Consider the following 12975-nt stretch of genomic DNA (forward strand, 5'->3'; position numbering starts at 1 on the left):
ACTATGGACTGAACCAGTGGCAAACGCTGATGAGAGATCTGAACAGGTGGATAAGGCGCAGGTTGCGAAGTGTCCTGTGGAAACAGTGGAAAACGGGCAGCAAGCGCTTCAAAGAGTTGCGCAGACGGGGAGTAAGCAAAGACCTTGCAGCGCAAACGGTAGGGAGTTGCCATAAGCAATGGCGGATAAGCTGTAGTCCGGCACTGAGCATAGCACTTCCCAATCGCCTGTTCATCAGACTGGGCCTACCGGATTTATAGGCAGGCGACGATAAACATAACCGAACCGCCGTATACGGACCCGTATGTACGGTGGTGTGGGAGGAGGCTGATCGTGAGATCAGCCCCTATCCCGATCCCACATGTGAGACGGCAAACTATTCAATTTCACACTTTACCGCTACAGTTAACTCTCCACGGCAGGCAAGGAGAGAGAAATGCTCTATATCTTTGATTTAGGTAATGTGATTGTCGATATCGACTTTAACCGGGTACTGGGCGCCTGGAGTAATTTCAGCCGTGTGCCGCTGGCGACATTGAAGCGGAGCTTCATCATGGGCGAGGCTTTTCACCAGCATGAGCGCGGAGAGATCAGCGACGAAGATTTTGCCAAAGCGCTGTGTGAAGAGATGGAAATGCCGCTGAGCTACGAGCAATTTTCTACCGGCTGGCAGGCAGTGTTTGTCGCTCTGCGTAGCGACGTTATCGAAATCATGCACAAGTTGCGCGTACAGGGGCATCGCGTGGTAGTTCTGTCAAATACCAACCGCCTGCATACCACCTACTGGCCGGAGCAATATCCCGAAATCCAGGCTGCTGCCGACCATATCTATCTTTCCCAGGAAATGGGGATGCGTAAGCCCGAAGCGAGAATTTATCAGCAAGTATTATCACTCGAAGGTTTTTCTGCCGACGATGCAGTCTTTTTCGATGACAATGCTGACAATATCGCCGGTGCAGAGCAACTGGGTATTACCAGTATTCTGGTGAAAGACAAAATGACGATCCCCAATTATTTCGCGAAGCAGTTATGCTAAAAAACGTTCGGCAGCACGCCAGACATCGCGTGCTCGCATTATGGTCATGGTTAAAACTGCTCTGGCAGCGCATCGATGAAGATCATATGACGACGTTGGCGGGGAACCTCGCTTACGTCTCTTTGCTCTCGCTGGTGCCGCTGATCGCCGTGATATTCGCGCTGTTTGCTGCATTTCCGATGTTTTCTGAAATCAGCATTCAGCTACGTCATTTTGTGTTTGCCAATTTTATCCCGGCAACTGGCGATGTGATTCAGAACTATATTGAGCAGTTTGTGGCGAACTCCACCAGAATGACCGCTGTCGGTGCGTGCGGGCTGATCGTGACATCACTGCTGTTGATGTACTCCATTGATTCGGCGCTGAACACTATCTGGCGCAGTACGCGGATTCGCCCGCATGTGTACTCATTTGCGGTGTACTGGATGATCCTCACGCTTGGGCCGCTCCTGGCGGGCGCCAGCCTTGCCATTAGTTCCTATTTGCTGTCTCTGCGCTGGGCCAGTGAACTGAACAGTGTGATTGATGATGTGCTGCGGATTTTCCCGCTGCTTTTGTCCTGGCTCTCTTTCTGGCTGCTTTACAGCATTGTACCCACGACGCGGGTGCCTAACCGCGACGCCATTATTGGCGCCTTTGTCGCGGCTCTGTTATTCGAGTTGGGCAAGAAAGTGTTTGGCCTCTATATCACCATGTTCCCTTCCTACCAGCTTATTTATGGCGTGCTGGCTGTCATTCCGATTTTGTTCCTCTGGGTCTATTGGACCTGGTGTATCGTCTTGCTAGGTGCAGAAATAACTGTCACTCTCGGTGAATACAGAAAACTCAAAATAGCCGCACAGCAAGAAGAAGCAGACCAACCATGATTGCATTAATTCAACGTGTTTCCCGCGCAAGCGTTAGCGTGGCGGGCGAGGTGACGGGCGAAATTGGTCCCGGACTTTTAGTGTTGTTAGGGGTCGAAAGGGAAGACGATGAACAAAAAGCGAACCGCCTGTGCGAGCGAGTGCTGGGGTATCGCATTTTTAGTGACGCCGAAGGAAAAATGAATCTTAACGTCCAGCAGGCGGGTGGGAGCGTGCTGGTGGTGTCGCAATTTACGCTGGCAGCGGACACCGAACGCGGAATGCGTCCTGGGTTTTCCAGAGGCGCTGCGCCAGATAAAGCGGAAGCGCTGTATAACTACTTTGTCGAACGTTGCCGTAGCCAGCAGATGGAAACGCAAACCGGGCGATTCGCTGCCGATATGCAGGTTTCGCTGGTCAACGATGGTCCTGTCACATTCTGGTTGCAGATATGAGCCAGCTTGCGGCGTGGCCCAGAGTCACAAGAGAGAACACCGCTATGTATCACCTCCGCGTACCACAGACTGAAGAAGAGTTAGAGCGTTATTACCAGTTCCGCTGGGAAATGCTGCGCAAACCCCTGCATCAGCCAAAAGGTTCCGAACGCGATGCATGGGATGCCATGGCGCATCACCAGATGGTAGTTGATGAAGAGGGCAATATGGTGGCGGTCGGCAGGCTGTATATCAACGCCGACAATGAAGCCTCAATCCGTTTTATGGCCGTTCACCCTTCTGTGCAGGATAAAGGATTGGGCACGCTGATGGCGATGACGCTGGAATCTGTTGCCCGCCAGGAAGGGGTGAAGCGAGTGACCTGTAGCGCCCGCGAAGATGCTGTAGAGTTTTTTGCCAAGCTCGGGTTTATCAATGAAGGGGAGATCACCGCGCCGCAAACGACGCCAGTGCGCCATTTTTTGATGATCAAACCCGTGGCCACGCTGGACGATATTCTGCATCGCGGTGACTGGTGCGGGCAGCTGCAACAAGCCTGGTACGAACATATTCCGCTGAGCGAAAAGATGGGCGTGCGTATTCAGCAGTATACCGGGCAGAAATTTATCACTACCATGCCGGAAACCGGCAACCAGAACCCGCACCATACACTATTTGCCGGCAGCCTGTTTTCGCTGGCGACGTTGACTGGCTGGGGGCTGATCTGGCTGATGCTGCGCGAACGCCATCTCGGCGGCACCATTATTCTGGCTGATGCGCATATTCGATACAGTACGCCAATTAAAGGTAAACCCAGCGCGATTGCCGATCTCGGCTCGTTAAGCGGCGATCTCGATCGCCTGGCGCGCGGGCGTAAAGCGCGCGTGCAGCTTCAGGTTGAGCTGTTTGGCGAGGGTAAACAGGGCGCAATTTTCGAAGGGATTTACATCGTACTGCCCGCGAAACCTTTTGGCCCTTATGTAGAGGGTGGCAACGAAGAAGAGTAACCGACCGCGTGCTTGTTGATGCAGGCGCGCAGTCTTATTGCTGCCACTCACTGCGCGAAGAAAAACCTCGCTGTGGTGATGCGCCCATCCTGCACTTCATAAACCGCCATATTTTCGATGACCGATTCGCCAATGCCGTAGATTTTTTCGTGATCGAACACCTTATTGCCCTATTACCGTACGCGAGAGCAGCTCCGCGCGGAGTGCCGGGTTATTCGGTGCTCGACATAGAACGCGCGTAAGGCTTCCCGCCCTTGCAGCGATGGCGATGTGGAGGGCAAACGGTAGGCGGTGAAATCTTCACTAAAGCATGCGACGAACGCTTCGATATCATGGGCATTGTACGCTGCAAACTGTTGTTCTACGGGGCTTACGACAGACATCGACTCTCCTTTGGGGTTTATGCTCTGGCCACGCGTGCGGCCACGTCTTGTATGACATCCCGTGCGCTCTGGCTGATACCGGCAAGCTGGAAAAAACCGTGAATAACGCCGAGGTAGCGGGAACAGGTACAGGTTACGCCTTGTTCCGTCATATGCTGGTACAGCGCTTCACCTTCATCGCACAGCGGATCGAACTCCGCCGTAATAATGTGTACTGGCGGCAGACCTGCGAAATCATCGCGCCACAGCGGGCTAACATCCGACAGCAGGCGGTCAGTGTCGCCAAGATACATTTCGTAGCCTGACAACAGCGCATCGCGGGTTATTACATAATCAGAGCCGTTAAAGGTATAGCTGTCGAAGTAGACCGTTGCATCCAGCATCGGGTAGATCAACACCAGTTGCGCAGGTTGCCAGACTGCTGCCGCCTTCAATCGTAGCGCCGTGACCAGCGCCAGATGCCCGCCCGCGCTGTCGCCTGCTAGCGTAATTCGTTGTGAGTCAATGTTGAGGCGTTCAGCATTTTTCCATATCACCTCTGCACCCCGTAGCGCATCATCGTGCGCGGCAGGCCAGCGATGTTCCGGTGCGAGCCGATACCGTACGGCAATCACCCGACAACCGCTGTAGAACGCTAACTGGCGCAACTGTTTATCATGAGTGTCGAACCCGCCGCTGATAAAGCAGCCGCCGTGGTAATAGATTAGCGCAGGCAGTTTACCGTTGGCCTCCAGCGGTGAGAATATGCGCAGTGTCATATCGTCAAGCGTGACGTCTTCAACCTGAACGCGGGTTTCCGTTTCCCCGGCAAGCGATACGCTGGCGATATAACCCGCGCGCCGTTCATCAATACTCATGGCGCGTGCCGAGGGGCGCCCGGCGGCGATAAAGTCGCTCACTAACCCGGCAATGCCTTTTTCCAGTGCCATTCCGCTCACCTTAGTCTGTATAAATATACAGCCTTATAACCTGGTTTTTATGAAATGGGAACGGTTGATTTTGTGGAAAGCACAAATTTAGAAAGCTACTCGTAAAGCCGATTTATAGCTTTTGAACCTGCTTGTTTTTGCCGATAGCGGCGATATGTTTCGCTGCGAAATGTACTGAAATCGTTAATAGTTGCGAAAAATTTCGGTGACGAGCGTTAAATTGGGGCAGGAGCAGAATGGCAAGACTGACATGGAAACAATGGCAGGCCGGGTAAGCATAGCTTACCGCGACCTGTCAGGATTATTCCCCTTCGCCCGGGAAGAGGAATGGATTGATCGAGCTACGGGCAAAACCTTCCTGCTCCATGCGCGCATCAAGCACCAGCGAAGCTAAATCATCGGCCACCGGTTCGACATTCGGGTCTTTTTCCTGATACAGGATCTTCAGGTAAGTGCCGCAATCACCGCAGCTTTCGGCTTTAATGGCTGCCTGCTCATTATCCAGCGACCAGTAGTGCAAATCACGGGTCTGCTCACAGTTGCTACATTTAACGCGCACCACGTGCCATTCGGTTTCGCATAGATTGCAGTGCAGGTAACGTAGCCCCTGCGTTGTGCCGATATGCACCACGCTGGAAACCGGCATAGCGCCGCACACTGGGCAGAACTGGCGCTGTTCACCATATTCAGCACGGGCTTTTCCTGGAATCAGGCTGGCCATCTGCGCCCAGTAGAGCGACAGCGCTGCCCAGATAAACGGCGATTTATCGCTGCTCACAGTGGCGAAGTCAGCAGCAAACAGTGCGCTGGCCATCGCTTCCAGTTCCTGCGCGGAAGCCTTTTCCAGGTTCTCAATGACTGCCAGCGCCGGGCCGCTCATCTCCGGCTTCAGCTCGGCAATGAGCGAATGCAGCAATTTGTGCCAGTGCGTATCACGCGGCAGGACGTGAATATCGAGCGGCGGTTTACCCTGTTCAGCGGCTTCTTTAATGCGCGCTGTCAGGTCGATCTGCAAGGGGTGGTCGTACAGCACCACTTCCTGGGCATGGGCGATAAGCGCAGCAAAACGCAGGTAATCACCCAGCGGGTTACTCTCTGCAAGTTCGCGCAGACGCTCTGCACGGCGGTTGTAGAGATTTTTTAGCCTGGGGAATAATAACGGCGGAATAACTTCCGCCGTGCGTTTATCGCTCTTCTCCAGCTCATCTTGCGGGATTATGCGAATACTCATTCAGTCGATTTTTCCGTTGTCTTGCGAATTTCCCGGTACCAGCGCGGGTGATGTTTCTTCGCCCACGAGCTGGTGACCCAGCCTTCCACCATTGCGGTTATGGTGCCTTTAACCCACAGAGCGGCGTAAATATGCACCATAATAACCACAATTAACGCGACTGCGGCAAATGAATGCACCATCAGCGCTAATCGGATTAGCGGGATAGGGAACGCTGGCGCGAAGTAAGGGCGCCAGATAACCACGCCGCTTACCAGTAGCAACACCAGGAAAATAATCGCCGCCCAGAACACACATTTCTGACCGAAGTTATATCGCCCGGTGTCGCCAACTTCCTCATTGACGACAATCTTACGAATATTCTTCGCCCAAAAGATATCATCCTTGTTGATGAGGTTATGGTGCCAGTAGCGGAAAAACATGATGATAAACGACGCAAACATCACCACGCCGACGAACGGATGGAGAATGCGCGCCAACTGCGGCGTACCGAGAATCCCCATTAACCAGTTGAAAGAGGGGAAGAAAAACCCCAGTCCGCTCACCGCCGCCAGCACGAAGCAGAAGGCGGTGACCCAGTGGTTAATGCGCTCCGGTGCCGTGTAGCGCACGATGGTGTCACGTTTTTTCATTTGCGCACCTCGTCTTTCTCTTTATGCAGGTTATCGTCTTCCTCTTCCGCACGGTTCGGACCGACACCGACATAGTGGAAGATGCTGGCCGCGAAGGTCGCTGCAAAGCCGACCGCCGCAAGTGGTTTCCAGATGCCTTTCCAGAACTTCACGGTTGTACTGATCTGCGGGTTTTCCGGCAGGCCGTGATACAGATTCGGCTTGTCGGCGTGGTGTAGCACGTACATCACATGTGTTCCGCCAACGCCCGTCGGATCGTACAGCCCGGCGTTATCGTAGCCTCGGGTTTTCAACTCTGCGACACGTTCGCCAGCGAGGGTTTTCATATCCTCTTTGGAGCCAAAGTGGATAGCGCCGGTTGGACAGGTTTTCACGCATGCCGGTTCCTGGCCCACGGTGACACGGTCGACGCACAGCGTACATTTGTAGACGCGATTGTCTTCCGGGTTCAGTCGTGGCACATCGAACGGGCAGCCCGCGATGCAGTAACCGCAGCCGATGCACTGCTCTGACTGGAAGTCGACAATGCCGTTGGCATACTGAATGATAGCTCCTTCTGACGGGCATGCTTTCAGACAGCCAGGATCGGCGCAGTGCATGCAGCCATCTTTACGGATCAGCCACTCCAGTTTGTCGTTCTGCTCCACTTCTGAGAAGCGCATAACCGTCCAGGATTTCGCGGTCAGATCCGCCGGGTTGTCATACACCCCAACGTTATGTCCCACTTCATCACGGATGTCGTTCCACTCGGAACAGGCCACCTGACAGGCTTTACAGCCAATACAGGTGGTGACGTCGATAAGTTTCGCCACCTCCTGCTGGTGATCCCGCGCCTGTGGCGCGGGCGTGAAGCCGTTAGTTGCGGAACGACGGATGATGTCTTGCGATTGATAAGCCATAAGTCGTCTCCGTTACACCTTTTCCACATTCACCAGGAACGCCTTGAACTCTGGCGTTTGGGTGTTCGCATCGCCGACGAACGGCGTTAACGTATTGGCGATAAAGCCTTTCTTCGCCACACCTTCGTAACCCCAGTGAATAGGAATACCGATGGTATCGACATCTTTGCCGTTCACTTTCAGCGTGCGGATACGCTTGGTCACCACCGCCTTGGCTTTGATATAGCCACGGTTGGAAGAGACACGAACCATATCACCCTGAACGATGCCCAATTTGCCTGCCAGCTTCTCACCGATCTCCACAAACTGTTCAGGTTGCGCGATAGCGTTAAGCAGCGCGTGCTTGGTCCAGTAGTGGAAGTGTTCGGTCAGACGGTAAGTGGTGCCGACATACGGGAATTTATCCGCTTTACCCATGGCTTCCAGATCGTCTTTAAAGACACGGGCTGCCGGGTTGGATACGACGTTCGGGTGCAGCGGGTTCGTGCCCAGCGGCGTTTCAAACGGTTCGTAGTGTTCCGGGAACGGCCCTTCTGCCATCTTATCAATAGCAAACAGGCGACCCATCCCTTCCGGCTGCATGATAAACGGCCCGACATCGCTACCTGGCGCGGCAGCGCTATAGTCCGGAATATCCACGCCGCCCCACTTCGCACCGTCCCACTTCAGCAACTGACGCTTCAGATCCCACGGTTTACCCTGCGGATCGGCTGAGGCACGGTTGTAAAGAATGCGGCGGTTAAGCGGCCATGCCCACGCCCAGCCCAGCGTATTGCCAAGACCTGACGGATCGGCATTATCGCGACGTGCCATCTGGTTGCCGTCCGGCGTCCAGCTACCGGCGAAGATCCAGCAACCGCTGGAGGTGGTGCCATCATCGCGCAGTTGGGCAAACGAGCTAAGCTGCTGGCCTTTTTTGACAATCACCGCGCCCGTCGCTGGGTCGATAATGTCTGCCAGTGCTTTACCGTTGCTCTCCATCGCCACTTCTTCCGATGCCGGTTCGTGCGGGGTGGAGTAGTTCCAGGTCATATTCAGCACCGGTTCCGGGCACGCACCACCCTCTTCGGCATACATCTTACGCAAGCGTGTAAAGATACCGGCGAGGATCTCACCATCGGTCACGGCTTCGCCTGGGCCGTCAGCGCCTTTCCAGTGCCATTGCAACCAGCGTCCAGAGTTCACGATCGAACCGTTCTCTTCGGCAAAGCAAGTTGAAGGCAGACGGAACACTTCGGTCTGGATTTTCGCCGGATCGACATCGTTCGACTCGCCGTGGTTTTGCCAGAAGGTCGAGGTTTCGGTGTTCAGCGGATCGATGGTCACCAGGAATTTCAGCTTCGACAGTGATGCCACAACCTTGTTCTTGTTCGGGAACGAGGCTACCGGGTTAAAACCCTGGCACACATAGCCGTTCACCTTGCCTTTGTACATCATGTCGAAGTACTGCAGAACGTCGTAGCCTTTGTCCCACTTCGGCAACCAGTCAAAGCCCCAGTTATTTTCCGCTGTGGCTTTGTCGCCAAAGAAGGCTTTCATCATCGAAACAAAGAATTTCGGGTAATTACCCCAGTAGTTTACCTGGCCTTCCAGCAGCGGTTTCGGCGTGTTGGCGGCAAGATAGGTCTGGAGATTGGTCTGTTTTTCACTCGGTAGCGTCATATAGCCCGGCAGGCTTTGTGACAGCAAACCAAGGTCTGTCAGCCCCTGAATGTTGGAGTGACCGCGCAGGGCGTTTACGCCGCCGCCAGCCATCCCCATGTTCCCCAGCAGTAGCTGAATCATCGCCATGGTGCGAATGTTTTGCGCACCGACAGAGTGTTGCGTCCAGCCCAGCGCATAGAGGAACGAGGCCGTTTTATCATGTACGCTGGTTTCGGCGATGTATTCGCACACCTTCAGGAAGTCCGCTTTTGGTGTCCCGCAGATGTTTTCAACCACGTCCGGCGTATAGCGAGAAACATGCTGTTTCAGCAGGTTCCATACGCAGCGCGGATGGGTGAGCGTGGTATCGCGTTTGGCGAAACCTTTCTCATCCAGTTCGTAGTTCCAGCTGGTTTTGTCGTATTTACGTTTATCCGCGTCATAGCCGGTGAACAGGCCATCTTCGAAACCAAAATCTTCCCGCACGATCAGGCTGGCGTTGGTATAGGCCTCGGTATATTCGCGGTTATATTTTTCGTTGGTCATCAGGTACAGCAACACGCCTGACAGGAAGGCAATGTCAGTACCGGAACGAATCGGCGTATAGAAATCCGCAACAGAGGCGGTACGCGTAAAGCGCGGATCGATAACAATCAGCTTCGCGCCATTATGGATCTTGGCTTCCATCGCCCAGCGGAATCCCACCGGATGTGCTTCAGCCGCGTTCCCACCCATCACAATGATAAGGTTGGCGTTCTTTATGTCGACCCAGTGGTTGGTCATCGCACCGCGACCAAATGTTGGAGCAAGACTTGCTACCGTTGGTCCGTGTCAGACACGCGCCTGGTTGTCGACGGCTAACATGCCGAGTGCGCGGGTGAATTTTTGTGTTAAATAACCAGTTTCATTGCTGGACGCGGATGCGCACAGCATCCCGGTGCTCAGCCAGCGGTTGACGGTGGTACCTTCAGCATTCTGCGCGATAAAGTTGGCGTCGCGGTCTGCTTTAATCAGCTTCGCGATGCGGTCAAACGCATCATCCCACGTGATGCGCTGCCATTTATCGGAGCCTGGCGCACGGTATTCCGGGTATTTCAGGCGGCTTTCCGAGTGGATGAAATCCACCAGACCTGCGCCTTTCGGGCACAGCGCGCCACGGTTTACCGGATGATCCGGGTCACCCTCTATATGAAAGATTGACGCTTTGGCGTTTTTGGCACCGTCGCCGAGGCTGTACATCAACAGCCCACAGCCGACGGAACAATATGTGCAGGTATTACGGGTTTCACGGGTGCGCAGCAGCTTATACTGCCGTGTTTCCGCAAGCGCGATATTGGGGGCAAAACCCAATGCCGCAGCCGTTGTTCCTGCCATACCGCCAGCACAGATCTTAAAGAACTGCCTTCTGCTGACCTGCATGGTTTGCTCCTGGTTCGACATTACTCTTATCGTTTTTTCTTTGCGGTGGTTTTCGCAAAGGTTCAGAATTACTGGTAATCCCTCATTCACGGGATTAGCAACAGAGATTACCACAATATAGGTAGGTCTATTCTGGAATGAAAAATTCAGAATCGTTGCTATTCCCTTTTTCCCCAAGGGATATATGCGAAGAATACCATATTGTTGGTACGCTTGTTTGATGACGGTTAAGACAAAGTGAACGATTTGCACCCTAAAAAGCACAAAAATGCAACATCAGTCACAGGGGCCCGCGAGGTTTCCCTGTGGAAACGCACCGATTTACAGCAAACGCAGCCGGATATGCTGGCGGAAGAAGTTCCTGTCGCGCTGGTTTACAACGGCATCTCCCATGTGGTGATGATGGCCTCGCCAAAAGATCTCGAGTGGTTCGCGATTGGCTTCTCCTTATCCGAAGGGATTATCGAAAACCCGGCGGAAATTTACGGCATGGATGTGGTTCCTTCCTGTAACGGCCTCGAAGTGCAAATCGAACTCTCCAGCCGCCGTTTTATGGGATTAAAAGAGCGGCGCCGCGCGTTGGCCGGGCGAACCGGCTGCGGTGTGTGCGGTGTGGAACAGCTCAACGATATCGGCAAGCCGATAACGCCGCTGCCGTTCACGCAGTGCTTTGATTTGGCATTACTGGATAACGGGCTGGCGCATTTAACCGATTTTCAGCCTGTCGGGCAGTTAACCGGTTGTACGCATGCGGCGGCGTGGATGTTGCCATCCGGCGAACTGGCGGGTGGCCATGAAGATGTAGGGCGTCATGTGGCGCTGGATAAGCTGCTTGGTCATCGCGCGCGTGAAGGTGAGGCGTGGAAGCAAGGAGCCGTGCTGGTGTCCAGCCGCGCCAGCTATGAAATGGTGCAAAAATCGGCGATGTGCGGCGTTGAAATTCTGTTTGCGGTATCGGCGGCGACAACGCTGGCCGTAGAAGTAGCGGAACGCTGCAATCTGACGCTGGTGGGTTTTTGTAAGCCGGGCAGGGCGACCATTTATACCCATCCGCAGCGCTTGATTGTTTGTCAATAATTTTGAGTAATGACAACAAATCCTTCCGCTTTTTGTTGTGAATGAACAGGTCTAGTATTTATCTCATCGAGGCATAACGCCTCATTACAACAAATTAACGTAAGGGTTTATATCATGAAAAACATCAAAAATTTTGTCGCTGTTATCGCTCTGTCTGCTTCTTTCGGTTCTTTTGCTGCCCAGTCTGTAAGCGTAACTGACTCAACTCTCAGCGGTGCGGAAGCACAAATCGCCGCTCAGGCTCAGCAGGCAGGCGCTTCTTCTTACCACATTACTGAAGCTTACAACGGCAACCAGGTTCATATGACTGCCGAGCTGACCAAATAAATTGCAATATTGTCGAAAGAGCGCTTGCGGGCGCTTTTTTAATGCATACCCGCCAGGCGTAACAACGCCGTCACTACAGCCGCCGAGATGATCACCACAATAAGCGGTATCTTTCGCCAGGCCAGGAAAAGGGCAAACACCACGCCCAGCACACGTGCCATTCCGGCAAAATGATCCCCTTCATAGAGCATGGCCGCCATCGCGACCGCGAACAACAACGTCGTTGCTGCATCGGAAACCAGTGCCTGTGAGTGCTCTGAGAGTGCCAGCCTGCTGCCGAGTTTTGCGCTACCGAAGCGCATCAAATAAGTGCCAACGGAAAGAACCGCAATACCGCCGATAATTAAGGAAACGCTGGCCATTATTTTTTCCTCGTCAGTAAACCCAGTAAAGAGAGCAGTACCGGTAAGCCAACCGGGGCAAAGGGAACCGTTGCCAGTGATAACAGAGCACCGCTGGAAGCGCGGACAAGTGTGGTGCGTTTTTGCAGCGCCGGTAACACCAGCGCCAGCAGGATCGCGGGGAATACTGCGTCGAGCCCGATGGTTTCCGGTGCCGGTAACAACGTGCCAACCGCTGCGCCCACCAGTACACCCGCAGGCCACAGCAACGCGATGCACAACCCGCATAACCAGTAAGCGGCCTTGCGCTGTTCCGGCGTAGGTTGCGACAAACCAAACACCACGCTTTCGTCATTCATAATGTGGCAACCGATAAATCCCGCCGCCCGCTGACCGACCAGTTCACGCACCGTGACGCCAAAAGGTATATGGCGGGCATTAACCAGTAATCCGGCAACTGCGGCTGCCAACGGATTACCGCCGCTGGCGACAATGCCGATAAACATAAACTCGCTGGCGCCCGCCAGTACCAGCGTAGAAAGCGCAAGCGGCACCCACATCGGAAAGCCGTAAGCCATCGCCAGCGATCCACAGGAGACGCCGACGACGCCGACCGCCAGGCAAACAAGGAATATTGCTTTGATGGTGTCGCCTTTTAGCGATGTGAAGTGTTGTGTAAGCATCTCACTTTAGCCGTATCGAACGTTTATCCATTATAATGAACACATCAGGATCGTTTTTCAATAAGAACGATTCGTTCGATTTAATGAA

13 protein-coding genes and 1 pseudogene are annotated in these 12975 nt (G+C 53.8%); 6 read left to right on the forward strand and 8 right to left on the reverse strand.

Features of this window, described 5'->3' with window-relative positions; all coding sequences use genetic code 11:
* Window positions 1-436: 436 nt before the first annotated feature.
* Genes yihX through fabY form a run of 4 tightly spaced genes read left to right on the forward strand, consistent with a single transcriptional unit; the run spans window position 437 to window position 3322 of the window.
* A complete protein-coding gene (gene yihX, locus GA0061070_RS16240) occupies window positions 437-1036 on the forward strand; it encodes a glucose-1-phosphatase (RefSeq protein WP_090137085.1) in 600 nt (199 codons plus the stop codon).
* A complete protein-coding gene (locus GA0061070_RS16245; protein ID WP_090137086.1) occupies window positions 1030-1902 on the forward strand; it encodes a virulence factor BrkB family protein in 873 nt (290 codons plus the stop codon). Before yihX ends, GA0061070_RS16245 begins: the two co-directional genes overlap by 7 nt.
* Window positions 1899-2336, forward strand: coding sequence for a D-aminoacyl-tRNA deacylase (gene dtd / locus GA0061070_RS16250; RefSeq protein ID WP_007369330.1), 438 nt, complete (start codon window positions 1899-1901; stop codon window positions 2334-2336). Before GA0061070_RS16245 ends, dtd begins: the two co-directional genes overlap by 4 nt.
* Window positions 2337-2380: 44 nt before the next feature.
* A complete protein-coding gene (gene fabY / locus GA0061070_RS16255; protein ID WP_167353587.1) occupies window positions 2381-3322 on the forward strand; it encodes a fatty acid biosynthesis protein FabY in 942 nt (313 codons plus the stop codon).
* Window positions 3323-3369: 47 nt separating this feature from the next.
* On the opposite strand, the pseudogene GA0061070_RS16260 reads toward fabY, so the two are convergent.
* From GA0061070_RS16260 to fdnG, 6 genes and pseudogenes are all read right to left on the reverse strand, one after another.
* Window positions 3370-3705, reverse strand: a pseudogene (locus tag GA0061070_RS16260) (nuclear transport factor 2 family protein).
* Between the two features lie 17 nt (window positions 3706-3722).
* Entirely contained in the window at window positions 3723-4634 is a 912-nt protein-coding gene (locus GA0061070_RS16265) for an alpha/beta hydrolase (RefSeq protein ID WP_090137088.1), read from the reverse strand.
* A gap of 301 nt (window positions 4635-4935) precedes the next feature.
* Window positions 4936-5865, reverse strand: coding sequence for a formate dehydrogenase accessory protein FdhE (gene fdhE / locus GA0061070_RS16270; protein ID WP_090137089.1), 930 nt, complete (start codon window positions 5863-5865; stop codon window positions 4936-4938).
* Window positions 5862-6497, reverse strand: a complete 636-nt coding sequence (fdoI, locus tag GA0061070_RS16275) for a formate dehydrogenase cytochrome b556 subunit (RefSeq protein WP_090137090.1) — start codon at window positions 6495-6497, stop codon at window positions 5862-5864. The genes fdhE and fdoI overlap by 4 nt, the downstream gene beginning before the upstream one ends.
* Window positions 6494-7396, reverse strand: coding sequence for a formate dehydrogenase subunit beta (fdxH, locus tag GA0061070_RS16280; RefSeq protein WP_090137091.1), 903 nt, complete (start codon window positions 7394-7396; stop codon window positions 6494-6496). Before fdxH ends, fdoI begins: the two co-directional genes overlap by 4 nt.
* Before the next feature lie 12 nt (window positions 7397-7408).
* A complete protein-coding gene (gene fdnG, locus GA0061070_RS16285) occupies window positions 7409-10459 on the reverse strand; it encodes a formate dehydrogenase-N subunit alpha (RefSeq protein WP_090137092.1) in 3051 nt (1016 codons plus the stop codon).
* 237 nt (window positions 10460-10696) lie between these two features.
* On the opposite strand from fdnG, the gene fdhD reads away from it, so the two are divergent.
* Window positions 10697-11536, forward strand: coding sequence for a formate dehydrogenase accessory sulfurtransferase FdhD (gene fdhD, locus GA0061070_RS16290; RefSeq protein ID WP_090137093.1), 840 nt, complete (start codon window positions 10697-10699; stop codon window positions 11534-11536).
* A gap of 114 nt (window positions 11537-11650) precedes the next feature.
* Window positions 11651-11863 carry a YdgH/BhsA/McbA-like domain containing protein gene (locus tag GA0061070_RS16295; protein ID WP_090137094.1) on the forward strand — a complete coding sequence of 71 codons (213 nt, stop codon included), beginning with the start codon at window positions 11651-11653 and terminating at the stop codon, window positions 11861-11863.
* Between the two features lie 38 nt (window positions 11864-11901).
* Here the strand turns inward: GA0061070_RS16295 and GA0061070_RS16300 are convergent, their stop codons facing one another.
* Window positions 11902-12225, reverse strand: coding sequence for an AzlD domain-containing protein (locus GA0061070_RS16300; protein WP_090137095.1), 324 nt, complete (start codon window positions 12223-12225; stop codon window positions 11902-11904).
* The gene (locus tag GA0061070_RS16305; RefSeq protein ID WP_090137096.1) at window positions 12225-12887 is read right to left on the reverse strand and encodes an AzlC family ABC transporter permease; all 663 of its coding nucleotides are present in this window, start codon (window positions 12885-12887) and stop codon (window positions 12225-12227) included. The genes GA0061070_RS16300 and GA0061070_RS16305 overlap by 1 nt, the downstream gene beginning before the upstream one ends.
* Window positions 12888-12975: the final 88 nt, after the last annotated feature.

Origin of the sequence: Kosakonia oryziphila, from assembly GCF_900094795.1 — a bacterium.
Classification (GTDB): Bacteria; Pseudomonadota; Gammaproteobacteria; order Enterobacterales; family Enterobacteriaceae; genus Kosakonia; species Kosakonia oryziphila.